This is a genomic window from Maribacter luteocoastalis, assembly GCF_048890225.1.
Classification (GTDB): Bacteria; Bacteroidota; Bacteroidia; order Flavobacteriales; family Flavobacteriaceae; genus Maribacter; species Maribacter luteocoastalis.
On sequence record NZ_JBMFZG010000006.1, the window covers coordinates 108,932 to 135,628 of the forward strand.

At 35.9% G+C, this 26,697-nt stretch carries 26 protein-coding genes; 19 read left to right on the forward strand and 7 right to left on the reverse strand.

Annotation, left to right across the window (positions count from 1 at the left end; genetic code table 11):
- Window positions 1-20: 20 nt before the first annotated feature.
- Window positions 21-830, forward strand: coding sequence for a M48 family metallopeptidase (locus ACOCEA_RS12775; protein WP_420756642.1), 810 nt, complete (start codon window positions 21-23; stop codon window positions 828-830).
- A 58-nt stretch (window positions 831-888) separates the two neighbouring features.
- A complete protein-coding gene (locus ACOCEA_RS12780; protein WP_420756643.1) occupies window positions 889-2,217 on the forward strand; it encodes an MFS transporter in 1,329 nt (442 codons plus the stop codon).
- A 44-nt stretch (window positions 2,218-2,261) separates the two neighbouring features.
- On the opposite strand, the gene ACOCEA_RS12785 is transcribed toward ACOCEA_RS12780, so the two are convergent.
- The 4 genes from ACOCEA_RS12785 to ACOCEA_RS12800 are packed head-to-tail and all read right to left on the reverse strand — an operon-like array spanning window position 2,262 to window position 5,191.
- Window positions 2,262-2,987, reverse strand: a complete 726-nt coding sequence (locus ACOCEA_RS12785; protein ID WP_420756644.1) for a head GIN domain-containing protein — start codon at window positions 2,985-2,987, stop codon at window positions 2,262-2,264.
- Window positions 2,988-3,010: 23 nt separating this feature from the next.
- A complete protein-coding gene (locus ACOCEA_RS12790) occupies window positions 3,011-4,102 on the reverse strand; it encodes a DUF4097 family beta strand repeat-containing protein (protein ID WP_420756645.1) in 1,092 nt (363 codons plus the stop codon).
- The gene (locus ACOCEA_RS12795) at window positions 4,083-4,637 is read right to left on the reverse strand and encodes a hypothetical protein (RefSeq protein ID WP_420756646.1); all 555 of its coding nucleotides are present in this window, start codon (window positions 4,635-4,637) and stop codon (window positions 4,083-4,085) included. Before ACOCEA_RS12795 ends, ACOCEA_RS12790 begins: the two co-directional genes overlap by 20 nt.
- Window positions 4,637-5,191: an RNA polymerase sigma factor gene (locus ACOCEA_RS12800; protein ID WP_420756647.1), complete on the reverse strand. Its 555-nt coding sequence runs from the start codon at window positions 5,189-5,191 to the stop codon at window positions 4,637-4,639. The genes ACOCEA_RS12795 and ACOCEA_RS12800 overlap by 1 nt, the downstream gene beginning before the upstream one ends.
- A 277-nt stretch (window positions 5,192-5,468) precedes the next feature.
- Here ACOCEA_RS12800 and lon point away from each other — a divergent pair, with 277 nt between their 5' ends.
- Both lon and cmk read left to right on the forward strand, forming a co-directional pair.
- Window positions 5,469-7,919: an endopeptidase La gene (gene lon / locus ACOCEA_RS12805; protein ID WP_420756648.1), complete on the forward strand. Its 2,451-nt coding sequence runs from the start codon at window positions 5,469-5,471 to the stop codon at window positions 7,917-7,919.
- A gap of 16 nt (window positions 7,920-7,935) precedes the next feature.
- Window positions 7,936-8,631 carry a (d)CMP kinase gene (gene cmk, locus ACOCEA_RS12810; protein ID WP_420756649.1) on the forward strand — a complete coding sequence of 232 codons (696 nt, stop codon included), beginning with the start codon at window positions 7,936-7,938 and terminating at the stop codon, window positions 8,629-8,631.
- A gap of 47 nt (window positions 8,632-8,678) precedes the next feature.
- Here cmk and ACOCEA_RS12815 read toward each other — a convergent pair whose 3' ends face one another.
- Window positions 8,679-9,059, reverse strand: coding sequence for a LysM peptidoglycan-binding domain-containing protein (locus ACOCEA_RS12815; RefSeq protein ID WP_420756650.1), 381 nt, complete (start codon window positions 9,057-9,059; stop codon window positions 8,679-8,681).
- Window positions 9,060-9,325: 266 nt separating this feature from the next.
- On the opposite strand from ACOCEA_RS12815, the gene rpsA reads away from it, so the two are divergent.
- From rpsA to ppk1, 8 genes are all read left to right on the forward strand, one after another.
- Window positions 9,326-11,164, forward strand: a complete 1,839-nt coding sequence (gene rpsA / locus ACOCEA_RS12820) for a 30S ribosomal protein S1 (protein ID WP_420756651.1) — start codon at window positions 9,326-9,328, stop codon at window positions 11,162-11,164.
- A 126-nt stretch (window positions 11,165-11,290) separates the two neighbouring features.
- Window positions 11,291-11,830, forward strand: coding sequence for a bifunctional pyr operon transcriptional regulator/uracil phosphoribosyltransferase PyrR (pyrR, locus tag ACOCEA_RS12825; RefSeq protein ID WP_420756652.1), 540 nt, complete (start codon window positions 11,291-11,293; stop codon window positions 11,828-11,830).
- 3 nt (window positions 11,831-11,833) lie between these two features.
- The gene (locus ACOCEA_RS12830) at window positions 11,834-12,760 is read left to right on the forward strand and encodes an aspartate carbamoyltransferase catalytic subunit (RefSeq protein WP_420756653.1); all 927 of its coding nucleotides are present in this window, start codon (window positions 11,834-11,836) and stop codon (window positions 12,758-12,760) included.
- Window positions 12,761-12,766: 6 nt separating this feature from the next.
- Window positions 12,767-13,099, forward strand: coding sequence for a ribonuclease Z (locus ACOCEA_RS12835; protein ID WP_420756654.1), 333 nt, complete (start codon window positions 12,767-12,769; stop codon window positions 13,097-13,099).
- Entirely contained in the window at window positions 13,096-14,001 is a 906-nt protein-coding gene (locus tag ACOCEA_RS12840; RefSeq protein WP_420756655.1) for a ribonuclease Z, read from the forward strand. Before ACOCEA_RS12835 ends, ACOCEA_RS12840 begins: the two co-directional genes overlap by 4 nt.
- 100 nt (window positions 14,002-14,101) lie before the next feature.
- On the forward strand, window positions 14,102-14,749 hold the full coding sequence (gene pdxH / locus ACOCEA_RS12845) for a pyridoxamine 5'-phosphate oxidase (protein WP_420756656.1): 648 nt from the start codon (window positions 14,102-14,104) through the stop codon (window positions 14,747-14,749).
- A 14-nt stretch (window positions 14,750-14,763) separates the two neighbouring features.
- Complete coding sequence (locus ACOCEA_RS12850; RefSeq protein WP_420756657.1) at window positions 14,764-15,252, forward strand: SixA phosphatase family protein; 489 nt, start codon at window positions 14,764-14,766, stop codon at window positions 15,250-15,252.
- Window positions 15,249-17,315: a polyphosphate kinase 1 gene (gene ppk1 / locus ACOCEA_RS12855; RefSeq protein WP_420756658.1), complete on the forward strand. Its 2,067-nt coding sequence runs from the start codon at window positions 15,249-15,251 to the stop codon at window positions 17,313-17,315. Before ACOCEA_RS12850 ends, ppk1 begins: the two co-directional genes overlap by 4 nt.
- 43 nt (window positions 17,316-17,358) lie before the next feature.
- Here ppk1 and ACOCEA_RS12860 read toward each other — a convergent pair whose 3' ends face one another.
- The gene (locus ACOCEA_RS12860) at window positions 17,359-17,940 is read right to left on the reverse strand and encodes a MiaE family protein (protein ID WP_420756820.1); all 582 of its coding nucleotides are present in this window, start codon (window positions 17,938-17,940) and stop codon (window positions 17,359-17,361) included.
- A 116-nt stretch (window positions 17,941-18,056) separates the two neighbouring features.
- Between ACOCEA_RS12860 and ACOCEA_RS12865 the strand changes: the two genes are divergently transcribed.
- Genes ACOCEA_RS12865 through ACOCEA_RS12895 form a run of 7 tightly spaced genes read left to right on the forward strand, consistent with a single transcriptional unit; the run spans window position 18,057 to window position 24,836 of the window.
- Window positions 18,057-18,902 carry an EboA domain-containing protein gene (locus ACOCEA_RS12865; RefSeq protein WP_420756659.1) on the forward strand — a complete coding sequence of 282 codons (846 nt, stop codon included), beginning with the start codon at window positions 18,057-18,059 and terminating at the stop codon, window positions 18,900-18,902.
- Between the two features lie 4 nt (window positions 18,903-18,906).
- Window positions 18,907-19,815 carry a TatD family hydrolase gene (locus ACOCEA_RS12870; RefSeq protein WP_420756660.1) on the forward strand — a complete coding sequence of 303 codons (909 nt, stop codon included), beginning with the start codon at window positions 18,907-18,909 and terminating at the stop codon, window positions 19,813-19,815.
- A 1-nt stretch (window position 19,816) separates the two neighbouring features.
- Window positions 19,817-20,716 carry a UbiA-like protein EboC gene (gene eboC / locus ACOCEA_RS12875; RefSeq protein WP_420756661.1) on the forward strand — a complete coding sequence of 300 codons (900 nt, stop codon included), beginning with the start codon at window positions 19,817-19,819 and terminating at the stop codon, window positions 20,714-20,716.
- Window positions 20,717-20,720: 4 nt separating this feature from the next.
- Window positions 20,721-21,884 (forward strand): 3-dehydroquinate synthase, encoded by a 1,164-nt coding sequence (locus tag ACOCEA_RS12880; protein ID WP_420756662.1) that lies wholly within the window; start codon window positions 20,721-20,723, stop codon window positions 21,882-21,884.
- 4 nt (window positions 21,885-21,888) lie between these two features.
- Window positions 21,889-23,082, forward strand: a complete 1,194-nt coding sequence (gene eboE / locus ACOCEA_RS12885) for a metabolite traffic protein EboE (protein ID WP_420756663.1) — start codon at window positions 21,889-21,891, stop codon at window positions 23,080-23,082.
- Between the two features lie 29 nt (window positions 23,083-23,111).
- Window positions 23,112-24,485: an alkaline phosphatase family protein gene (locus ACOCEA_RS12890; protein WP_420756664.1), complete on the forward strand. Its 1,374-nt coding sequence runs from the start codon at window positions 23,112-23,114 to the stop codon at window positions 24,483-24,485.
- Between the two features lie 6 nt (window positions 24,486-24,491).
- Window positions 24,492-24,836: a transmembrane 220 family protein gene (locus ACOCEA_RS12895; protein ID WP_420756665.1), complete on the forward strand. Its 345-nt coding sequence runs from the start codon at window positions 24,492-24,494 to the stop codon at window positions 24,834-24,836.
- Here the strand turns inward: ACOCEA_RS12895 and ACOCEA_RS12900 are convergent.
- Entirely contained in the window at window positions 24,833-26,695 is a 1,863-nt protein-coding gene (locus ACOCEA_RS12900; RefSeq protein WP_420756666.1) for a DNA polymerase III subunit gamma/tau, read from the reverse strand. The two genes, ACOCEA_RS12895 and ACOCEA_RS12900, sit on opposite strands and share 4 nt — an antisense overlap.
- Between the last annotated feature and the right edge of the window lie 2 nt (window positions 26,696-26,697).

Here is a 26,697-nt window from a genome sequence, read left to right on the forward strand (position 1 = left end):
GAAACTAAACACTAAGTATCATGAAAAAAATAGTAATAGGAATGGTTTTGTTCCTAGGTGTTGCTGCCTGTAAAGTAAACCCTTTTACAGGACAAAAAACACTGAATTTTTATCCTAACAGTCAGATTTTTCCAACTGCATTTGCTCAATATGACCAATTTTTAGGTGAGAATAAGGTCGTTACCGGAACTGCTGAAGCACATATGATTACCAGGGTAGGGCAAAGAATTTCCTCAGCCGCAGAACGTTGGCTTTCTGCCAATGGTTATCCCGGATATTTAAAGGATTATAAATGGGAGTATAATTTGGTGAACGATGAAACGGTTAATGCGTGGTGTATGCCAGGAGGTAAAATTGTATTTTACACTGGAATTTTACCAATAACACAATCAGAAACAGGTGTTGCTGTAGTTATGGGCCATGAGGTAGCACATGCTTTGGCAGACCATGGTGCTCAACGTATGAGTGCTGGCACTTTGCAGCAATTAGGTGCGGTTGCTGGTAATGTAGCTATAAAAGATCCACAAAAGAGAAATATGTTTAACCAAGCCTATGGTATTGGATCACAAGTTGGTGTAATGTTGCCTTTTAGTCGTGGTCATGAAACCGAAGCAGACCGTATTGGCTTGCAAATCATGGCAATAGCAGGTTATAATCCCTATGAAGCGGCCGAGCTTTGGAAACGAATGAAAGCTAATAGTGGTGGGCAGGCGCCACCGGAATTTATGAGCACACACCCTTCCAATGACACTAGAATAAATAACCTTACGGTTTGGGCTCCCGAAGCAGCAGCCGAAGCGGCTAAATTTGGAGTGACCACTTTTAAATAAACTAAAGGTTTTATTGTATATTGAAGCCGTTCCAAGAGAACGGCTTTTATTTTTAATAATGTCAAGAACACTTGTATTAAAGGGCAGTAAAAAATTATTGAATGCTTGGGCATTCTATGATTGGGCCAATTCTGTTTATAGTTTAGTCATTTCATCTGCTGTTTTCCCCATTTTTTATGGAGCTCTATTTAGAACGGCAAATATTGAAAAAGTAAGCGTTTTTGGAGGTGAAATAGCAAGGGCACCCCTCATAAGTTATGTCACCTCTTTAGCTTTTGTTTTTATAGCCATTGTAACTCCTTTGGTTTCTGGAATTGCAGATTATCTTGGAAACAAAAAAGTCTTTATGCAATTCTTTTGTTATCTAGGCGGTATTTCTTGTATAGGACTATATTGGTTTTCCTTAGAAAATATTTATTTAGGTCTAACCTGTTATTTCTTTGGTTTGGTGGGATTTTGGGTAAGTTTTGCCATTAATAATTCATATTTGCCAGATGTGGCATACCCAGAACAACAGGATAGGGTTAGTGCCAAAGGTTTTTCTTTAGGCTATATAGGAAGTGTTATTCTTTTACTGTTTAACCTTGCTATGGTTATGCAGCCTGATATTTTTGGGATAACTACCGATGAAAATGATTTGGCCGAGTTAAAGGCAATGAAGTATTCCTTTGTCTCCGTTGGTATTTGGTGGATTATTTTTGCTCAATATTCTTTTTATTATCTGCCAAAAGGGTATAAGAGAGCTGGGGAGAGAAACAATGTGATTCTAAATGGTTTTAAGGAATTACGACTGGTTTGGGGAGAATTAGGCGAGCAGTTTAAGTTAAAAAGATATTTAGCAGCTTTTTTTGTGTATAGTATGGCGGTACAGACCGTAATGCTTATTGCAACCTATTTTGGAGAAGAAGAAATTAATTGGGGAACAGATAGCGAACGAACTACAGGTCTTATCGTTAGTATTTTACTCATACAAATAGTAGCTATTTTAGGTGCCGTATTAACTGCTAGGGCATCAAAGGCATTTGGTAATATTATAACCTTGATAGTTGTTAACTTCCTTTGGGTCATTATTTGTATTTACGCCTATTACGTAATTACCCCGACGGATTTTTATATAGCTGCTGGGTGTGTGGGCATTGTAATGGGAGGTATTCAAGCCTTGTCAAGATCCACCTATTCAAAATTTCTTCCCGAAACTAAAGACACTACATCTTATTTTAGCTTTTATGATGTTGCGGAAAAAATAGGAATTATAATTGGGACATTTTTATACGGTTTTGTAGCCCAAGTAACGGGCAGTATGCGAAATGCCATAATTTTTTTGGGGTTGTTTTTTCTTGTTGGTATGATATTGCTCTTACGAGTTAATAAAATAAAAAGCCCCTAAATTAGAGGCTTTTTACTGTTGTTGATTGTTCGTTAGTTTGATTGTTATCCTTTTGAAATATCTCCGGAACCTGAGGTCTTGGTATCAATTTTATCAGGATTTCCCCTATACGTAATATCCCCAGAGCCCGATACCCTTGCTTTCAGCATTTTTTTTGCAGTAACTTTTATATCGGCAGAACCAGAAACCGTAGCATCAACATTATCAGCTTCCATGTCAAAAGCTTTGATATCACCACTTCCGGAAACGGTAGCATTAAAATTTTCGGTAGTGCCACTTAAAGTAATATCCCCTGATCCAGACATTGTTGCCTCTACTGTATTTGCTTCAACATCTAGGGTAATATCCCCCGATCCCGACATAGCCGTTTTAAAGGTATTGGTCTTAATTGTTTTTTTTCCGACAATATCACCAGAACCAGATAAAGCTATGGCATCTACACTTTCTATAGGAACTTTAATTTTGATACCGCCGTTCCAGTTGGAAGGTTTTAAATTCAAACCTTTTTCGGTTTTTATTGTTAATTTCCCATTATCTACCTCAGTTATAATATGCTCTAATAAATTAGATTCTCCAGTTAAGGTAATTTGTCCCTCTTTACCATCAATCAAATCCACATCAAACCATCCAGAAACCGTTATGGCATCATAATCTGTTGTTGATCTATCTATGGTAACTTGGTTACCATTGCCTTTTATGGTCTTGCCCCATTGTGCTGAACAGGATAGGGTCACGGCCATAAGAAATGTAAGTGTTGCTAATTTTTTCATTTTTAATTGATTTTTATGATTGATTAATTTTTTGTGAAACTAATACCGCCATAATCACTACTCAAAGTGACCATGTTTCCACTTCCCTGACTTCCGTAATAACCTTTGTATTGTTTGCTTGAAGATTTTTCTATACTAACGTTCAGTTCAAACTCCTCTTTACCACTAACTCCCGCATAACTGGTATTTATATCAAAATCAAAATGGTACAAGGGATTATAACCAATCTTGACACTGGTATAATCGGTTCTAATAGAAACATCACCTGCGTCTTCGGCTAGCTCGCCTATGCGAATGGACCCATAATCTGAAGTTATGTCTATATCACCATGTACAATACCTAATTTTATGGTTATGTAATCACCGTTTCCATTGACATTATTTACTTTTCCAACCTCCATTTTACCATAATCGCTGGCATAATCTAAATTGTCCATAGATAAAATGTTAGCATTAGTATAATCAGCTTTTATGTTTAAGTCACCGGCTTTTTCAATGGTAAAACCAGAATAATCGGCCTTAATTTCACCACTATTCATATATTCAATTGTGGATTTGGACGTGTAATCAAAATTCAACTGATTGTTCCTACCTCTAAGCTCGCCAATTTCTAATCGCCCGTAATCACAATTTATTTTTGCATGACCATCAATACGATCTAGAATAATATTCCCATAATCATTATCAAGATTAACACTGTTTTTTACAGGAACTTTTATGGTGTAGTTAATTTGCATATTTACATTGTTACTATTGCCCCAGTTCCAGCCCCAACCACTTTTGTTGTCATTGAACTGGGTTTTGGCATATACTTCACTTTTACTTGCCTCAAACAAGACAGTAATTTCATCAAGTTTACGTTGTACTTTCTCTAAATTGTTACCATTGGTCTTAATATGAACCTCAATAACAACCCTGTTCTCATTCCAAGAAGTGATGTTTAAATTGCCATAATTATTGTTTACCTTAAGTAAGGCATCCGCATTTACATTAAACTCTTTTTTTATGGTCTTTTCTTTGGTATACTTGCCATTAAGTTTGTCATTGTTGGCCAAGGTATTGGTGGTACTTATGAGCAATAGTACTAGCGTGATATTAAATAGTAAGGTTCGCATTTTCTGTATTTTTTAAAGTTTTTATGTTTTCAATTTGTTGCATGACATCACTGAGTAAATCAATCCTTGTTTGGTAGTTGGTTATCATGGCACTTAAAATTAATTTTGAATTACCACCGCTTAAAAGATCTTTTTCTAGACTTTTATAGTCCATTTGCAATGTAGCAAGCTGGTTCAGCGTATCAGCGATTATTTGTTTTGTTTCAGGTGCTTCCTCAGCCTCCAATTCTTTCACTTGTTCTTCTATTAAGCTGGCAAAATAAAATTGTGTGTTGGACACTTCCGGTGAAATTTCAGCCACTTGTTCCTCGATACTGGGATTCAGTTTGGATTGCCCAATTGCAAAAATTATCACAACAGAAGCAGCAATGGACAATGGTTTCCACCAAGAAAAACCTAGCTGGGATTGTTTAGGTCCATTTTTAGAATTCTCCAATTTTTCTAGAAACCGATGTTGGTGACCATTATTGGGTTCTTCAAAATCAAACGTTCCTTCTAGGTCTATAAATAACTTATCTAGATTATTTTTTTCCATTAGTTGGTGATTAACATTTTTTGTCTAAGACTTTCCTTTGCCCTGGAAATAGTAGTTCTACAATTTGCATAGCTCATGTTCATAATGGAGCTAATTTCCTCATAGTCATACCCTTCTATTAAATGTAAGGTCAAAGAAATTCTGTAATTATCTTTTAAGCGTTTCATGGTTTCCATCACTTTTTGAGCCTTTTGTTCCGCAAACACATGATCCGAAGCAATTCCGTCATTATCTTCGACCTTGTACATTATATCATCCAAAGCAACTTCCTTCTTTTTTCGTTTCTTGTTGTAATGATAGATACTGTTGTTAATTACAATCTTTTTTAACCAGGCCCCAAAGGTAACTTCACCTTTGAAAGTATGCAGTTTCGTAAACGCGTTTAAAAACGACTCTTGCATAATATCCTCTGCCTCGGCGCTATTTTTTACAATTCGTATTGCCGTATTGTACATGGCTTTGTAATACGCATTATAAACCTGAAGCTGTGCACTTTGTTTTCCTTCCATGCACAATTGCAATAATTCATCAATATGTACTTTTTTTTGGCTCAAAAAGTGAATGGTTTGTCTTAGAGATGTAACAATTTACCAATTGTTACAGTTTGATGTAAAAAGATTTTTATTTATGTAGAATATAGTGGGTAAAAATTGAAGTAAACGATAATAGCTTTTGACAAATTTATGGCTTGGCACAAGAATTGAATTAAATAGTAAAAGAAAGGAGCCTTTATATTGAAAATGCTATAAATGATAGGCTTTGACAATTATAATTAACGATTTTAAAAATTATATTCTGTTAATTTAATGACAGAATGACCGATATATGAGTATGGGAGATTCTAAATTTTCAAATTTTGACAATATGTCCTTACAAGGAATTGATGAGGACTCAGAGTTAATACCATTATTAACAGCGGAAGATGAAGAGCAAATGAACGGTGAATCATTACCGGAAACCTTGCCAATATTACCTCTTAGAAATACGGTATTATTTCCTGGGGTTGTAATACCAATTACGGCCGGAAGGGATAAATCTATCCAGTTGATAAAGGATGCAAATAATGGAAGCAAGGTAATTGGCGTGGTTTCACAAAAAGATGAGCATGTTGAAAACCCAGATGTTGGTGATATCCATACCTTGGGTACAGTTGCAAGGATTCTAAGGGTATTGCAAATGCCAGACGGGAATACCACAGTAATTATACAAGGTAAAAAACGTTTTGAGATAGCTGAGGTTCTCACTAGAAAACCGTATTTCACTGCCACAGTTCGTGAAACTGAGGAAATTAGGCCAGAAAAGGATGATAAGGAATTTTCAGCCATAATTGATTCCATCAAGGATTTGGCACTTAAGATAATTAAGGACAATCCAAATATTCCAAGCGAGGCTTCTTTTGCCATAAAAAATATTCAGAGTGATTCTTTCTTGATAAACTTTGTATCGTCTAACTTAAACCTGGATGTGAAAGACAAGCAGGATCTTTTAGAAATAGGTAATCTTCAGGATAGGGCTCTAGCTACTTTGAAGTATATGAATCTTGAACTTCAAAAGTTGGAGTTGAAGAACGATATACAATCCAAGGTACGAAGTGATCTTGATCAACAACAGAGAGAGTATTTCCTGCACCAACAAATGAAGACCATTCAAGAAGAATTGGGCGGAGTTTCCTATGATGAGGAATTTGAGGAAATGCGAGCAAAGGCCAAGAAGAAAAAATGGGGCAAGAAGGTAAAAGAGCATTTTACCAAGGAATTGGCAAAAATGCAACGTATGAACCCACAAGTCGCAGAATATTCCATTCAAAGAAATTATTTGGACCTTTTTCTAGATCTGCCTTGGAATGAGTTTAGTAAGGATAAATTTGATTTAAGGAGAGCGGAACGAATCCTAAACAGAGATCATTATGGATTAGAGGACGTAAAGCGTCGTATTATTGAATATTTAGCTGTTCTTAAGCTTAGAAACGATATGAAATCGCCAATTTTATGTTTATACGGACCTCCTGGCGTTGGTAAAACATCCTTAGGTAAATCTATTGCAGAAGCGTTAGGTAGGGAATACGTGCGTATTTCTCTCGGTGGACTTAGAGATGAGGCGGAGATTCGTGGTCACCGTAAAACATATATTGGGGCAATGCCAGGTAGAATTATTCAAAGTTTAAAGAAGGCCGGCACTTCCAATCCAGTCTTTATTTTAGATGAAATCGATAAACTTACCAGTAGTAATCAAGGGGACCCTTCGTCTGCCATGTTGGAGGTTTTAGATCCAGAGCAGAATAGTGAATTTTATGATAATTTCTTAGAAATGGGATATGACCTTTCTAAAGTAATGTTCATTGCTACAGCTAATAATTTAAGTACGATACAACCTGCATTGCTAGATCGTATGGAAATTATAAACGTTACCGGTTATACAATAGAGGAAAAAGTTGAGATTGCCAAAAGGCATTTGTTGCCCAAACAGTTGGAAGAACATGGTTTGGATTCCAGTCATTTAAAAATTGGAAAACCACAATTGGAGAAAATTGTAGAAGGGTATACCCGTGAGTCGGGCGTTCGTGCATTAGAAAAGCAAATAGCTAAAATGGTACGATATGCTGCCAAGTCTATTGCCACGGAGGAAGCTTATAATATTAAAATCAGTAATGAGGATATAATTGAAGTATTGGGCGCACCCAAATTGGAGCGGGACAAATATGAAAACAATGATGTGGCGGGTGTCGTTACAGGATTGGCATGGACAAGTGTAGGGGGCGATATTTTGTTTATAGAATCTACCCTGTCAAAAGGTAATGGTGCCTTAACGATCACCGGTAACCTTGGTAAGGTAATGAAGGAATCGGCCACCATAGCTATGGAGTACATAAAATCCAATGCAGAACGGTTTGGCATTGACCCATCAATTTTTGAGAAATATAATGTTCATATACACGTACCGGAAGGGGCAACGCCAAAAGACGGTCCAAGCGCAGGTATTACTATGCTAACATCTTTGGTGTCTTTATTTACCCAAAAAAGAATAAAGAAAAGTCTAGCTATGACAGGTGAGATAACTTTGCGGGGTAAAGTTTTGCCAGTAGGTGGTATTAAAGAGAAAATATTAGCAGCGAAAAGGGCTAGAATAAAGGAAATTATTCTATGTAAGGAAAATGAACGGGATATTAAGGAAATAAAGGAATCTTATTTAAAAGGCCTAACTTTTCATTATGTTACCAATATGCATGAAGTAATAGATATTGCCGTGACGGATAGACCAGTCAAATTCGCAAAAAAACTCTAATAAACATCAATGTTGCATGAGTAAAATAACCATTGCCATAGATGGCTTTTCTTCAACCGGTAAGAGTACTTTGGCTAAGCAATTGGCAAAAGCATTGAAATATATTTATGTAGATACTGGGGCAATGTATAGGGCCATTACCTTGTATGCCATGAGAAATGGATATATTGGTAAAGGTGATGAGCAAATAGATGGTTTACTTTCTGATTTGGATAAAATAATCCTAAAGTTTGTTTACAATTCAGACAAGGGATTTGCAGAAATGTATTTGAATGGTGAAAATATTGAGCAGGAAATACGAACCTTGGAGGTTTCTAAACATGTGAGTAGAATTGCAGAATTAAAGGAAGTTCGTTCAAAATTAGTGGTCTTACAGCAAGAAATGGGTAAGAAAAAGGGAATTGTAATGGACGGTCGTGATATTGGTACTGTTGTATTTCCAGATGCGGAGTTAAAAATTTTCATGACGGCTTCCCCAGAAAAAAGGGCGTATAGAAGGTACAAGGAGCTTTTGGATAGGGGAGATAAAGTCACTTACGAAGAAATATTGGAAAATGTGGAAAAGCGCGATTATATTGATTCGCACAGGGAATTCTCACCTTTAAAAAGAGCAAAAGATGCTATTGAGTTTGATAATAGTGATATGGGCTTGAAAGAACAATTTGAACGCATACTTGGTTATGCGCTTCGCATCATAGAAAAACAAAAATAAAAAAAGCCGTTAGTATCCCTAACGGCTTTTTTGTTATTCTTCATTTTTTACAGGTTTGGGATAACCAAAACCTGATCAGGATGAATTACATCCGGATTGCTTAAAATATTTGTATTTGCCGAAAATATTTGCTTGTATTTCATTGGGTCGCCATAGTAATGTTTGGCAATCTTACTTAAAGACTCACCGCTTTTTACAACATGTCTGTGGTATACAGACTCATCTTCAACCGTAATGTTTGCTTTAATATCAGTAGGTTTTTCCCCTCCAATTTCTTTAATCTTGTCCCAAATAAGGTTTTTTTCATATTGGGTTTTTGCTTGTCCCTTTACTTTTAGGATATTTCCTTCTTCAGTAACGTTGCCGTCCTTTATTCCTAATTGCTCACCAAGGTCCAAAACCCCTTGGTATTTAGCTTTAACACTCATAATACTTTGTTTTAATGGTTAATATTAATGCATGTAATATAGTTATAAAATTTAGGATTTTAAGGTCAACTAATTGAAAATACATAGCTGTAATTGAACAATTGTAACTCTAAGTTGTTGGTTATTAAAAATTAATGTATTTTTGCACTCCTTTTTTGGCAAGGATATCAAGAAGAAAAGGGAAGAAAAACAAATAAAAATAACAACTTTCATAATTATTGCTTAAATCTTGATAGGGTTATGAAATACAAATTTTAAATCAGCAAATGGCTGAAGAAAAAACAACTGCTGAAGTAGAAGAAACTACTGAAGCAACACAACAACAAGCGGTGGCAACACCAGTACAGGATCCTCAGGAATTTTTAGAAAATTTTAATTGGGAAAAATACGAGCAAGGAATTGAGCGTGTTGAGGATTCTAAATTAAAGGAATTTGAAGATTTAGTAGCTGAAAACTTCGTAGATACTGCCGATGAGGAAGTAGTTGAGGGTACAGTGGTATATCTTACGGATAGGGAGGCGATTATAGATATCAATGCCAAATCAGAAGGTGTTATCTCTTTAAACGAATTTCGTTACAATCCAGGATTAAAAGTAGGGGACAAAGTAGAGGTATTGATTGATATCCGTGAAGACAAGAGCGGGCAATTGGTATTATCGCACAGGAAGGCTCGTACGATTATGGCTTGGGATCGCGTAAACGCTGCTCATGATAAAGAGGAAATCGTATCAGGTTTTGTTAAGTGCAGAACTAAAGGTGGTATGATCGTTGATGTTTTTGGAATTGAGGCATTCTTGCCAGGTTCTCAAATTGATGTGAAACCTATTCGTGACTATGATCAGTACGTAAACAAAACAATGGAATTTAAGGTGGTTAAGATCAACCATGAATTTAAAAACGTTGTTGTTTCGCACAAAGCATTGATTGAAGCGGATATCGAAGAACAGAAAAAAGAAATCATTAGCCAATTAGAGAAAGGACAAGTACTAGAGGGTGTTGTTAAAAACATTACTTCTTACGGTGTGTTTATTGATCTTGGTGGCGTTGATGGGCTTGTACACATTACAGATCTTTCTTGGAGTAGAATTAATCACCCGAATGAGGTGGTTGAGCTAGACCAGAAATTAAATGTTGTAATTCTTGATTTTGATGAGAACAAGTCTAGGATTCAATTAGGTCTTAAACAATTAGAGAAGCACCCTTGGGAAGCGCTAAGTGATGAGATCAAAATTGGTGATAAGGTAAAAGGTAAAGTAGTTGTTATTGCAGATTACGGCGCATTTATTGAAGTTGTAGAAGGTGTTGAAGGATTGATCCATGTATCTGAAATGTCATGGTCTACCCATTTACGTTCTGCACAGGATTTTGTGAAAGTAGGTGATGAGGTTGAAGCAGTGGTGTTGACATTAGATCGTGAAGATCGTAAAATGTCTCTTGGCATTAAGCAGTTAACGCCGGACCCATGGACCGATATTACTAGCAAATACCCTGTTGGATCCAAACATAAAGGTATCGTAAGAAACTTTACCAATTTTGGTGTATTTGTAGAGTTAGAGGAAGGTATTGACGGTCTTATCTATATTTCTGATCTTTCTTGGACCAAGAAAATCAAACATCCATCTGAGTTTACCAATGTAGGTGACACTTTGGAGGTTGAGGTATTGGAATTGGATGTAGAAGGTCGTAAGTTAAGCCTTGGTCACAAGCAGACTACGGAAAATCCTTGGGACAAATATGAATCTGATTTCGCAGTGGGAACAGTTCATACCGCTACTATATCCGATGTTGTAGATAAAGGTGCTACTATTGAATTTAACGAAGATATTATTGCCTTTGTACCACAACGTCACTTAGAGAAAGAAGACGGCAAAAAATTAGGTAAGGGCGATGAGGCAGAATTCAAGATTATTGAGTTCAATAAAGACTTCAAACGCGTAGTAGCTAGTCATACAGCAATCTTTAGAGAAGAAGAGCAACGTAATGTAAATGCTGCGGTTAAGAGACAAGCAGCTGCGGCCGATGAAGCTAAACCTACATTAGGTGATGCCAATGATGCCTTACAGGCGTTAAAAGATAAAATGGAAGCTGATTCTAAAAAGAAATAGTTTCAATTTTAAAGTAAAAAAAGCCCTGTCAAGAAATTGACAGGGCTTTTTTGTTTATCGAAACCATTCTAACAATATTAGTTAGAATTTCCTATTTTTGTTAAGCTAAAAGCACGGGTGCCCATTATGAGTCAAAAAGTTTTACTCTCTTCCAAGGAAATAAATATCATCCTGCATAGATTGGCTTGTCAGCTTCTTGAAAATCATTTAACGTTTGAGAATACGGTACTTATAGGTATTCAGCCTAGAGGAACCTATGTTGCAGAGCGATTGACCAAAATTTTAAAAGAAGAATATAAGGTAAAACATATAGACCTGGGTTTCTTGGATATTACCTTTTATAGAGACGATTTCAGAAGGGGAGAAAAGACCTTAGAGGCCACAAAAACCAATATAAATTTCTTGGTAGAGGATAAGAAGGTTGTATTAATTGATGATGTACTGTATACAGGGCGTAGTATTAATGCGGCATTAACGGCACTACAATCCTTTGGTAGACCATCGGAAGTAGAGCTTTTGACCTTGATAGATAGAAGGTTTAGCAGGCATTTGCCCATACAACCCAATTATAGGGGCAGACAGGTAGATGCCATTAACAATGAAAAGGTAAAGGTGATGTGGAAAGAAAATGAAGGTGAGGATGTAATTTATTTGATTAATAGGTAACAAATGAGCGAACTAAGTGTAAATCACTTGTTGGGAATTAAATATTTAAAAGAGACTGATATTCAGCTCATATTTGAAACAGCAGACCATTTTAAAGAGGTCATTAATAGATCTATCAAAAAAGTACCCTCTCTGCGCGATATTACCATAGCCAATATTTTTTTTGAAAACAGTACCCGTACAAAACTTTCGTTTGAGTTGGCGGAGAAAAGGTTATCTGCAGATGTTCTCAACTTCTCTGCAAGTCAATCATCGGTTAAAAAAGGGGAGACTTTAATAGATACCGTTAATAACATACTTTCTATGAAAGTGGATATGGTGGTAATGCGACATCCAAATCCAGGAGCGGGAATTTTTTTAAGCAAACATGTAAAGGCTGCAATTATCAATGCTGGAGATGGCGCCCATGAACATCCCACCCAGGCGCTACTAGATTCATTTTCAATCAGGGAAAAATTAGGGGATGTAGCAAATAAAAATGTGGTAATCGTTGGTGATATTTTGCACTCTAGAGTAGCATTGTCTAATATATTTGCTTTAAAACTTCAAGGTGCAAATGTGAAAGTTTGTGGACCTCAGACCTTACTTCCAAAATATATAACCGCTTTAGGTGTAGAGGTAGAGACCAATTTACGCAAAGCCTTGGATTGGTGTGACGTAGCCAATATGTTGCGTATTCAAAAAGAAAGGTTAGATATCAGTTATTTTCCCACAACTAGGGAATATACCCAACAATTTGGGGTCAACAAAGCTCTTTTGGATAGTTTAAACAAGGAAATTGTGATTATGCACCCAGGACCTATCAATAGGGGTGTTGAGATCACTAGTGATGTCGCAGATTCAAAACAATCCATTATACTTAACCAAGTAGAAAACGGAGTTGCAATTCGCATGGCCGTTATTTATTTATTGGCCTCAAAAATTAAATAAAAAGTTATGATTTTTGATAAAGAAGGAACTACTACCATAGTTTACCAAGAAAAAAATTCGATGGTTACTTTTCTTCAAAATTTGAATGAGGGCTACGAGAATATAAAAAACGATAACATTATAGTAAATCTGTTTTCGTTTGAAAAATTATCATCTGGAGATGTGTTGGAATTTCTTCCACTGTCTAATAAACACAGGGAAAATGGTAAATCTTTTGTTATTGTAACAGACAAGGTGGCTTATGATCAGCTACCAGAGGAAATTATGGTTGCCCCAACAATTCAGGAAGCCAAGGATATTATAGAAATGGAGGAAATTGAAAGGGATTTGGAATTGTGAATTTAACTATCCTCGGTTGTTATGCAGCTACACCAAGAACTTTGACAAATCCTACCGCACAAGTTCTTGAAATAAAAAACCATCTTTTTTTAATTGACTGTGGGGAAGGCACCCAAGTACAACTAAGAAAGCATAAGATTAAATTTACGCGAATCAACCACGTATTTATTTCACACTTACACGGTGATCATTTCTTTGGATTGCCCGGACTTATTTCCACCTTTAGACTTTTAGGAAGAGAAAAAGAATTGCATGTATATGGACCAAAAGGAATTAAAAAAGCCATAACCCTTTTGCTGCAATTGGGGGATTCTTGGACAAATTACCCATTGTATTTTCATGAACTTACATCAAAGGATAGTGATCTTATTTATGAAGATGAAAAGGTAATGGTAACTACAATTCCGTTAGATCATAGGATTTATACCAATGGATTTTTATTTAAAGAAAAAGAAGGGCCTCGTAAATTAAATATTGAAGCTGTAGAAAAGCACAAAATAGATAAGGCCTATTATCAGAATATAAAAAATGGAAAAGATGTTATTTCTGAGGAAGGTATTCTGGTGCCAAACAAGAAGTTAACATTAGACCCAGTAAACCCCAAGTCTTATGCGTTTTGCAGTGATACAATGTTTAAGCCAGATTTGGTCTCACAACTGAAAGACGTGGACATGCTTTACCATGAAGCAACTTTTTTGGAATCCGAGGAAAAACTAGCTATTAAAACCAAGCATTCAACTGCTAAGCAAGCTGCTCAAATTGCCAAAGATGCGCATGTTGGCGGTTTAATTCTAGGTCATTATTCCACTAGGTATAAATCTTTGGCTTTATTCCAAGAAGAGGCTTCTGCCATTTTCCCTTATGTTTACTTGGCAGATGACGGTAAATCATTTGAAATCTAAAATCTTTTTTCTTTAAATTTCAATAGAAAAGAGATACTCTTCTCTTATTTTATGATTTCTTTTCCTGATCTTTGAGTATCTTGTTTTTTTAGTTGAATTGATGCAGAAAGACTTAGCAAATTATAGGAAATCTTACGAGAAAAGTGCTCTATTGGAAGATAGTATTTCTGATAATCCTATTCAGTTGTTCCAGACTTGGTTTTATGAAGTTGAGCAATCAGATGGTTTGGATGAACCAAATGCCATGACAGTTTCCACAATTGGATTGGATGGATACCCAAAAAGTAGGGTGGTACTATTGAAAAAATACACCTACGAAGGTTTTATTTTTTACACTAATTATCATAGTGAAAAGGGTAGGGCAATTGAGCAGAATGCCAATGTTTGTCTCTCTTTTTTCTGGCCAAATTTGGAACGTCAAATAATCATAAAGGGTAAAGCAGAAAAAATTTCAGAAAATTTGTCCGATGGTTATTTTGAATCCCGACCAGAAGGGAGCAAGTTGGGTGCAATAGTTTCAGAACAAAGTAGTGTTATAGAATCAAGGGAAACCTTAGAGGAAAACTTAAAAAAATTGGAGAATGAGTATAAAGGTAAAGAGATCAAGAGGCCTGAACATTGGGGTGGATATCTAGTTAGACCAATTTCCATAGAATTTTGGCAGGGACGTCCCAACAGGTTGCATGACCGGATTAGGTATACTTTAGAAAATGATTTAGATTGGATTATGGAGCGATTGGCCCCATAAAGACATTGTTTAGAATGAAGGATTTATTTTTAATGCGCCATGGTAAGTCTTCATGGGAGTTAAACGTTAATGATCAAGACCGTGCCCTTTCACAAAGAGGGGTATTTGATGCACATTTGATTGGTTCTAAATTTGCAGAACAAAATTTAAAAATTGAATATGCATTTTCCAGCCCTGCAAATAGGGCATTACATACCGCTTCAATTTGTTTACAAGAGTTAGGACATTCCTTTGGGAAATTTAGCATTTCTCCTGAACTATATGATTTTTCGGGAAACCAGGTTCTTAATTTTATAAAAAACATTGGTAATAGTATAGATACGGTTATAATATTTGGGCATAATCATGCCTTTACCCACTTAGCTAATATGTTAGGTGACAGACATATAACCAATGTGCCAACAAGCGGTTTAGTTCATTTACGTTTTAATGAAACCACATGGCAAAATATTACAAAAGGCAATACAGTACAAACCATTTTTCCAAAGCAGTTTAAAGAATGATGAAATTTAATAACCAGTACGTTAATAGAGAAATTAGTTGGTTGTGGTTTAATGAGCGTGTTCTCCAAGAGAGTGCGGATAAAAAAGTCCCCCTGATTGAACGGTTACGATTCTTAGGGATCTTCTCTAATAACTTGGATGAATTTTTTAAGGTACGGTATGCTACGGTTAAAAGAATTGTTGAAGCCGGGAAAACTGGTAAAAGTGTACTAGGAGGGGAAAAGGCCAAAGATTTACTGGAAGAGATCACCAAAATAGTAATAGATCAACAAACTAAAAGTTTGGCAATCTTAAAGCAGATAGAAGATGAGCTGGAGAAACAGAACATATTCATCATTAAAGAAACTGAGCTTAAAGAAAGCCAGAAAAGTTTTGTTAAGACATACTTTCTTCAAAATATAAGTCCACAGCTAATGACGATCATTTTAAATGATCTAACAAGATTTCCGACATTAAAGGATACTGCCGCTTATTTGGCTGTACGAATGCTGATAAAAAATGAATTGGGTAAAAAAGAAAAGCGTTATGCTTTAATAGAGATACCTAAAGGCATTGATCGTTTTGTGGTATTGCCCCAAGAAGGCGAAAAGAATTATATAATAATTTTAGATGATGTCATTAGATATTGTTTGGACAATATTTTTACAATGTTCGATTACGAATCTATTTCTGCCCACATGATTAAGATTACAAGGGATGCAGAGTTAGATATGGATAATGACCTAAGTAAGAGTTTTATAGAGAAAATATCCACAAGTGTAGAGCATAGAAAAATTAGCGATCCAGTACGGTTTGTTTATGACAAACGTATTGGCAAGGATACTTTGGCATTCTTAAAAGAGAAGATGAACATAGAGGATACGGATAGTGTAATTCCTGGAGGTAGGTATCATAACCGACGAGATTATATGGGATTCCCTAGCCTAGGAAGACAAGATCTTTTGTATGACAAGATTAAACCGTTACCTGTCAAAGGTCTAAGTGTTGAAGGGAGTATCTTGGAAGACATCTCTAAAAAGGATTATTTACAATACACTCCGTATCACACATTTTCTTATATCATCAAGTTTTTGAGAGAGGCGGCATTAGATCCAAAAGTAAAAACAATAAAGATAACCGTGTATAGGCTGGCCAACGATTCCCAGGTAGCTGCATGTCTTATCAATGCCGTTAAAAATGGGAAGCAAGTAACGGTACAAATAGAGCTACAGGCGCGTTTTGATGAACAAGCAAATATTGAGTATGCAGAACAGCTTCAGGCTGAAGGGGTTAGATTGATTTTTGGTGTACCAGGATTAAAAGTACACAGTAAAATTTGTCTTATTGAGCGTGAAGAACCAGAGGGTGTTAAACGTTATGGTTTTATTAGTACAGGTAACTTTAATGAATCAACTGCAAGAATTTATACAGATTATACACTTTTTACTGCTCATGATGCCATTTTAAAGGAATTGAACAAAGTATTTGATTTCTTTGAAACTACATATAAAATCAATAAATACAAGCATTTAATTGTTTCTCCACATTATACGAAAAGTACATTTGCCAAACTTATTGATAATGAAATTGCCAATGCCATTGTAGGAAAGGAAGCCTACATCAAAATAAAAATGAACAGCTTCACCTCCTATAAAATGGTAGATAAACTCTATGAGGCCAGTAGGGCAGGTGTAAAAATCCAGTTAATTATTAGGGGGATTTGTTGTTTGGTGCCCGGTGTAAAAGGTATGAGCGAAAATATCGAGGCCATTAGTATTGTTGATAAATTTTTAGAGCATACCAGATTGTTTGTATTTGCCAATGAGGGTAATCCTAAAGTATATATTTCCTCTGCAGATTGGATGACACGTAACCTAGATTATAGGGTAGAGGTAGGTTGTCCTATTTATGATCAGGATATTAAGGAAGAATTAATGGATACTTTTGAAATTTGTTGGAGCGATAACCTAAAAGCACGTGTTTTTTCCGAAAAGCAAGATAATGCCTATCGTAAAATTAAAGGACCAGAAAGCAGATCGCAATTTGCAACCTATGATTATTATTTAAAGAAATTGAAAGAATAACCAATTTGTAAATCAAATTGTCTCATCGGATATCTTAATTATCCTATCCGTGTATGGTTTCAGTTTTACTTAAATTGAGCATTATTTTAGCTTCATATTCCAAAAGATCTTGCCATTTTTTGTCCACTTCCTGCCGTATGCCGTATTGTCGTGCAAACTTCAAGAACATGGTGTAATGGCCAGCTTCGCTGATCATGAGTTTGTGATAAAATTTTGCCAATTTCTTATTAGGCAGCTGTTCTGAAAGTAGTCGAAAACGTTCACAACTACGTGCCTCTATGAGCGCGGCATATAATAATCGATGAACTAATTGGGTGGTGCGGCTACCGCCTTTTGGGAAAAATTTCAAAAGTTCTATTACATAATAATCTTTTCGGTCTCTACCAAGTGTATTACCACGGGCTATTATTAAATCATGTACCATTTTAAAATGCCCCATTTCTTCTCGTGTTAATGCTACCATTTCTTCAACCAGTTCGGTATATTCTGGGAAGGAAACTATTAATGAAATAGCGGTACTTGCTGCTTTTTGCTCACAAAAGGCGTGGTCGGAAAGTATTTCATCAATATTCTTTTCAACAATATTGACCCATCTTGGATCTGTTGGTAGTTTTAAACCTAGCATTTGTCCCATTAATTATGTTATTTTTAACGCTCCCGTATGTTCTTTAGACTGTAAAAATAAGGCATTATGGCTTTTAATAATTATTTTTGAACAAAGACAATTACAATATATCCTGAATGGAGATAAGTGAAGAATTATTAGGCGTACTGTCCACATACGGTAATCAAGAAGCATTACATTGGCTGAGTCAAAGGATACAAAAATTAGAATCGGATAAATCTGTTAAAGATTTATTTATGACATATAGCATATTGGCTTCTAAGTTTAATGCAGACCCTATTGCTCATCTGAATTCCGACAAAAAGATAATTAGGTATCTAATATCTCAAAATGCCAACTATCTTGAGATTGCTAGAATATATTTTCTGATCAAAATTTTGGAAATTGATGAGGATTTTTTTGGTCCAAAAGTGTCCAACATCATTCAGGTAGCGGATACAGGGGAATTGGTAGCGTTTTTAAAATTTTTAGTATTGTTGCCTAATCCAGAACGTTTTAAGGCTGTGGCTGTGGAGGCTTTGCGAACCAACATAGCTACGGTGTTCGATGCCATCACATTGAACAACCCTTACCCCGCTAAGTATTTTAATGATCAACAATGGAATCAAATGTATCTTAAGGCTGCATTTATGGAGAGGGATCTTTCTTTGATTTTATCTGTTGATGAAAGAGGAAATGAAGATTTAGCACGAATTATATCGGACTATGCCCATGAGCGTTGGGCGGCATCAAGAAAAATTGATCCATTGTTTTGGAGACCGGTATCTAAATTCTTGAATGATAAATTACTTTCAGACATGCAACATTTGTTAAACAGTGATAATGAAATAGAACAACGTGCTGCTGTGTTATGTTGTTTTTACTCCAATAATGATAAGGCAAAAAAGCTATTGGATAAACATAGTAATTTAACTAAAGCGATAAAAACCGATAAACTAACCTGGAATACAATTAAGGATTAAGAATATGGAAGATAAAATGATGATTATAGACCCACATGTGCACATGAGTTCCCGTACAACAGATGATTACGAGGCTATGGCGGCGGCAGGGGTTGTGGCAATAATAGAACCCTCCTTTTGGCTTGGTCAACCTAGGACACAAGTAGGTTCTTTCCAAGATTATTTTAGTAGTTTGGTGGGTTGGGAACCCTTTAGGGCAAGTCAGTTTGGAATTAAGCATTATTGTACCATTGGTTTAAATTCTAAAGAAGCCAATAATGAAGCATTAGCGGAACAAGTGGTTGAATTATTGCCCTTATACCTACATAAGGAAAATGTGGTAGCCATAGGTGAAATAGGATATGATGACCAAACACCTGCAGAAGATAAGTATTTTAGAATGCAGCTAGATTTGGCTAAGGAGCTGGATATGACGGTTCAAGTACATACACCTCACCGAGATAAAAAAGCGGGTACCATAAAAAGTATGGAGGTGTGTTTGGAACATGGTCTAGACCCAGCTAATGTTATTATTGATCATAATAATGAAGAGACTGTAAAAGAAGTCCTTGATCGTGGTTTTATTGCAGCGTTTACCATATATCCTAAAACCAAAATGGGGAATGAACGTATGGTAGAGGTGGTAAGAAAATTTGGAAGTACAAATATTATTGTTGATAGCTCGGCAGATTGGGGTGTTAGCGATCCTTTGGCTGTTCCTAAAACAGCTTCTTTAATGTTGAAAAGGGGAATTGCAAGAGAGGATGTAGTTAAAACATGTTATCAAAATGCTTTGGATGCCTTTAGTAAAAATGGTAAGATGAAAGAGGAGCACTGGTTAAAGCCAAATGGAATAGACCAATCTCAATTATTCAATGACAATAGTGTTTTAAGGGGGCAATCACCGAGAATAGATTCGGACCAAATTACGTAATATGAGGGAGAAACTCTTGGGTTTTGCCCGTTTGGCAAGGCCTGCGAACTTACCCACTGCCGCTGCGGATATTATAGCTGGAATTGCCATATGTCTTTCTCATGAAGGTATTTCAAGTATTGATTTCTTTCAAGAAAACATGACCCTACTGGTAGCCTTAGTTTTTTCATCGGTATTTTTATACGCAGGAGGTGTAGTTTTTAACGATGTTTTTGATGCTAAGTTAGATGCCGTTGAACGACAGGAAAGAGCAATTCCTAGTGGATTAGTTTCCTTGAAAGAAGCTGTGGTTTGGGGTATTATACTTCTTGCGCTAGGTGTTACTTTGGCTTTTGTAGTAAATCAGTTAAGTGGTTTGTTGGCTGTAGTCTTGGTTGCTACCATTTTATTATATGATGCCATTGCTAAAAAGTATTCTTTTTTTGGACCTCTGGTCATGGGACTTTGTAGAGGTTTAAATCTTTTGTTAGGTATGTCTTTTTTAGGAAATCTCAATCTTTGGTGGATTGCAATAGTTCCCGTAGCATATATTTTCGCTATTACCTTAATTAGCAGGGGAGAAGTACATGGAGAGAATAAAAGGCATATTGTCATGGCAGGTATATTGTATTTAATGGTAGGTTTTTCAATGGCATATGTTGTTATTGTGAAAACCGGAGAAATAGTACTCATTTTGCCTTTTTTACTATTATTTTCTTACCAAATTTTTCGTCCTTTAATTAAAGCTTATCACGAGAATTCTCCCTCAAATATTAAGAAAGCAGTAATGGCGGGTGTCTTGTCGTTAGTTATAATGGATGCTTGTTGGGCGGTTGGATTTTCAAATTGGTATGTGGGTTTAGGTGTTTTATTACTTTTGCCACTATCTTTATTGCTTTCAAAATTATTTGCTGTTACCTAATTGTATGGATTTAAGACCGATAAAACAATCATTTTCAGTTGAATACAACTATCAACTTCATTTTGCAAAGGGTTTGTTCAAATTGGACAATCTTCTTTTTCTTAACATTATTAAGGATTATAAGGATTATGAAGCTGTAAAATTATTGTTTGTAGTAGATAAAGGTGTTGTTGGACATCATCCAGAGTTACTTTCCAAAATTTCTGAGTATTGTTCTGTCAATAAAAATTATTTGGCACACACACAGAGTTTAGTTTTAGATGGTGGTGAACAGTCTAAAAATAGTGCTGAATATGTTGATATTGTTTTAAAGGGAATAAATGAAAATGCCATATGTAGGCATTCCTTTGTTGTTGCCATTGGTGGTGGAGCCATCATCGATATGGTTGGCTACGCGGCCGCCATTGCCCATAGGGGGGTAAAATTAATTCGTATCCCCACAACTGTTCTTTCACAGAATGACTCTGCTGTGGGCGTAAAGAATAGCATAAACTTTTTTAAGAAAAAAAATTTTTTGGGAACTTTTGCTCCTCCTTTCGCCATTATTAATGATAGTGATTTTTTAAAAACATTAGAACAACGTGATTGGATATCTGGTATTGCAGAAGCTATAAAAGTGGCATTGATAAAAGATAAGCACTTCTTTACATATATTTCAGATAATGCATTAGCATTAAGGAATAGAGAACATGAGCCTATGCAATATGTAATTTATAAATGTGCTGAGATGCACATGCACCATATTTCCCAAGGCGGTGATCCTTTTGAGTCAGGCTCCTCAAGACCACTGGATTTCGGTCACTGGGCTGCCCATAAATTAGAGTATATGACCAACTATCAGTTGCGTCATGGTGAGGCAGTTGCCAAAGGTATTGCATTGGATGTTACCTATGCCCACCAAGTTGGTCTAATATCAGAATCAGATTTGGATTATATTTTGAGTGTAATGACGACTATAGGTTTTGACCTCATGTTACCGTTAAATTCTGATGTAGAGATAAATAATTTATTAGCTGGTATAGAAGAGTTTCGGGAGCATTTAGGAGGGGAACTTACCATTACATTAATTTCTGATATTGGCACAAAACATGATGTTCATGAAATAGATTTAGGGTTAATGACCCAAGCTATTGAAAAATTAAACCATCACTTCGCCTTAAAGCAGTAGAGTCATGTTTATTGATAATACGTTACATCTATCCTATTGCACTAATATTCATCCTGGGCAAGATTGGGAAAGTACTTTTAATAGTTTAAAGGAATATGTTCCGGGAATAAAAAACTCTGTGTCTCCTGAAGCTCCGTTTGGAATTGGATTAAGGTTGTCTAATAAAGCAAGTGAGGAGTTAGAATTAGGGAATTCAATGGAAGATTTTCAAAATTGGTTAAAGGATAACCATCTTTATATTTTTACTATGAACGGTTTTCCTTATGGCAATTTCCATGATGAGCGCGTTAAGGATGATGTTCACAAGCCAGATTGGACCACTAAAGAAAGATTAATCTATACCCAAAGATTATTTAGACAATTGGCTGCTTTGGTACCAAAAGGAATATCTGGGGGTATTTCTACATCCCCAATAAGTTATAAATATTGGCATAATACAGATGAGGATAAGCAAAACGCGTTTGCCAAAGGCGCAGAACATATGATTCTTGTAGCCCAGCAATTATATGAACTAGAACAGGACTCAGGAACATATCTTCACTTGGATATTGAACCTGAACCAGATGGGTTGCTAGAAAATAGTGATGAGGTTATTTCGTTTTATTCGGATTATTTAATACCAACGGGAATAGCGATGCTAGGCGAATCATTGCATTTGGATGGACCAGAAGTTGACAAGCTTATTAAACGCTACATTACTGTTTGTTATGATATTTGCCATTTTTCTTTAGCTTATGAAGAGCCAGAGGATACATTCGGCAAGTTTAAGTCAGCAGATATTAAAACAGGGAAAATACAAGTAAGTGCTGCCTTGAAAATTTTGTTCACCGGAAAGGATGATGATGAAATATGGGATTTACTTGCTCAATTTAACGAACCAACATATTTGCATCAGGTTACTGAAAAGGTGGATTCTAAAGTGAAAACCTATAACGATTTGCCGCAGGTTTTAGAACAAAGGAATTCCTATGATGAATTAAGGGCCCATTTTCATGTCCCCATCTTTTTGGAACAATTTGGCCCTTTGTATTCTACCCAAGACCATATTTTAAAAACGCTTTCTTATTTAAAAAGCGACCCGGTTTCAGAACATTTGGAAATTGAGACCTATACTTGGGATGTGTTGCCCAAAGATTTAAAAGAAGATCTTTCGGTCTCCATAACCCGAGAAATAAAATGGCTTAAAGATCATTTGTAACAAGCTATCCATATCATTAAAAAGAGATAATGAAAAAGACTGTGGTAATTAATGTTGTGGGACTTACAAAACGACTCATTGGTGAACACACACCATTTATTGAGGAATTTTTAGCTAAAAATAACTTGTCCTTTATAAAACCCGTGTTGCCTGCAGTTACCTGCTCAGCACAATCTACATACCTTACCGGTAAATGGCCGAACGAACATGGTATAGTAGGAAACGGGTGGTATTTTAAAGATGAATGTGAGGTTAAGTTTTGGCGCCAGTCCAATAAATTAGTGCAACAGCCTAAAATATGGGATGCCCTTAAAGAAAAAAATAAAGCCTTTACCTGTGCCAACCACTTTTGGTGGTATAATATGTATTCCAATGTAGATTACAGCATAACCCCACGACCTAATTATCTGGCAGATGGCAGAAAAATACCAGATATATATTCGCATCCAGCAGAACTTAGGGATGAATTAAAAAGTAAATTAGGAACTTTTCCATTGTTTGAATTCTGGGGCCCTAGAACAACTATAAATTCCTCCAAATGGATAGTAGATGGGGCCATTTATACCGATATAAAACATGACCCTACTCTTACGTTAATATACCTGCCTCATCTAGATTATAATTTACAGCGGTATGGTTTAAATTTTGATATCATCTCCAAAGATCTCAACGAGATTGATGAAGAAGTGAAAAAATTGGTTACACATTATCAGGAGGCAGATGCTAATATCATTTTATTATCAGAGTATGGAATTACAAATGTAAACAGACCAATTCACTTAAACCGTATTCTAAGAAAGGAAGGTCTTATTGCCATTCGAGAGGAAAGGGGACTAGAATTATTAGATGCTGGTGCGAGTGATGCCTTTGTCGTAGCTGATCATCAAATAGCACATGTTTATATTAAAGATCAAGTTAACAGGGAAGCAGTTAAAGCGTTGATAATGAATGTTCCAGGTGTGGAAAAAGTATTGTCAAAGACTGAAATTGACGAAAACCATTTAAACCATGAAAGGTGCGGTGATTTGGTGGTAGTGGCAGATAAGGATTCTTGGTTCACCTACTATTTTTGGTTAGATGATGCCAAAGCCCCAGATTATGCCCGTATGGTGGATATTCATAAAAAACCAGGCTATGATCCCGTAGAAATGATGACTGACCCTAAGGATAAATTAATAATGGCCAAGGTTATGGGTAAACTTATAAAAAAGAAACTGGGTTTTAGAACCGTTATGGATATTATTCCATTGGATGCCACTTTAATCAAAGGCTCTCATGGCCGTATTACAGAAGAAAAGGATGATTTTCCTGTATTCATTACAAATAGATATACTAACAATCATAAAGAAAGCATTGAAGCTATCGATGTTTACGATCTGCTTGAAGATCATGTATTAAACTAGATATAAATGAAGCAATTATTTAAATTTATTGGAATAGTATTTGCGATATTATTTGCTTTGGGCGCAGTTGTGCAATACAATGACCCAGATTCATTATTATGGATTATTATTTATGGTTTTGCTACAGTTTTATCCATTCTATTTACACTAGATAAACTAAAGTTCATTGTTCCCGTAGTAGTAGGCGTACTTTGCTTGCTTGGTTTTTTTTATTTGTATCCAACAGATTTTCAAGGTTTTGATTTAAATGATGGAGATATTAAAACTGTAGAATTGGGAAGAGAAGCCTTTGGTTTATTGATTATCGGTTTGGTAATGTTTATTTATTCATTCCGTATAAAGCGATCTTAAAAGTTTAGATCAAACTCTTGTCTTAAAATATCTATTGCAGGATTTTTTTCCCTTAACTTTTGGTACTTTTCCTCTGGAGTAAAGGCAAACTTTTTTGCACTACTCTCATTCACGGTAATATTTAACTGTATAAAATGATTATTCAGTTTTGCGCGTAGATAGTTCATGAGTTCAAAATTTTCACGCTCTATCTCTTTCTTCATGGTACTGTTGGGCAGCTCAATACTAATAATATGGTCTTCTGTTAATGTAGGGACATCGGTATTAAGGTTTGAAGCCAATATTTTTTGCCCATTTTCATCAATTTGATTTACAAAATCGTTCCAATGCTGTTCTAACTGTTCTTGTGTAAAAGGGTCTTTTGGTAAATCGTTCTCATCAATTACTACCTCAATTTTATTTAGCTCATGTTGTTTTTTGGCCTTTAAACTAGAAATGGAAAGCCCAGAAACTCTTTTTGAAGGCGCTTTAATGTCGATTTTTTTATTGGTAGATTTTAATTCTACTTCAACAGTTGATTCATTTACCACGTTAACAGCAGATATGGGTTGTTTATGGCTACCAGTTTCTAAAACATCCGGAATCGAAAAATTTTCATGGGCAACCGATTCTACATCTGTAGTAGACTTGTCATTAATAACCTCCTTAGGTTCTTGGATAATTTCAGGAAGAGGCTCCGTTATTATTTCTGAAGAAGTATTCTTATGGGTTGACTTAGGGATGTTTTGATAAAAAGCCGCTGGAGCAATAAAATCTATTATTTTATTCTGAAATGCTAACGATTCAGGATTTTTTTTTTCTCCATCAAAATCGATAGAGGCAAGTTTCATTAAGGTGAGTTCTACAAGTAAGCGTTGGTTTTTACTTGTTTTATACTTTAAATCACAGTCATTTGCCAAGTCCAGACCCTTCAGCAGAAAGCTGTTGGATGTTTTTTGTGATTGTTCACGGTATTGTTTTTGTGCGCCGTCACCCACCTCCAATAGGACAATGGTGTCTTGATGTTTGCAAACCATTAAATCCCTAAAATGGGATGCTAATCCACCAATAAAATGATGTCCGTCAAAACCAAGTGACAATGTTTTGTTGAATAAAATTAGCAATTGGGGAATATTATGTTCCAAGATTAAGTCTGTTGCTTCAAAATAGGTGTCATAATCTAACACATTCAAATTCTCTGTAACGGCTTTCCTTGTTAGTTCTTTACCCGAGAAACTTACGACTCGGTCAAAAATTGAGAGAGCATCCCTCATGGCGCCATCTGCTTTTTGGGCTATGATATGAAGGGCGTCTTCCTCAGCATCTATGCCTTGGTTTTCAGCAATATACTTCAGGTATTCAGCCGCATCCTTAACGGTGATCCTCTTAAAATCAAAAATTTGACAACGCGAAAGAATCGTTGGGATTATCTTATGTTTTTCAGTAGTTGCCAAAATAAAAATGGCGTGCTTTGGCGGCTCTTCCAATGTTTTTAAAAATGCATTGAAAGCAGATTGCGAAAGCATATGTACCTCATCAATAATATAAACTTTGTACTTGCCAACTTGCGGTGGAATACGAACTTGGTCTATAAGACTTCTAATATCATCTACAGAGTTATTGGAAGCCGCATCCAATTCAAAAATATTAAAGGCAAAATCTTCATCCTCACTTTCCGTTCCATCAGAATTAATCTGTTTGGCAAGAATACGGGCACAAGTAGTCTTACCGACACCTCTGGGACCACAGAATAACAATGCCTGTGCCAAATGGTTTTGATCAATGGCATTTTGGAGTGTATTGGTAATGGCTTGCTGCCCAACAACATCCTTAAATGTTTGGGGCCTATATTTACGTGCCGATACAATAAATGGTTCCAAAA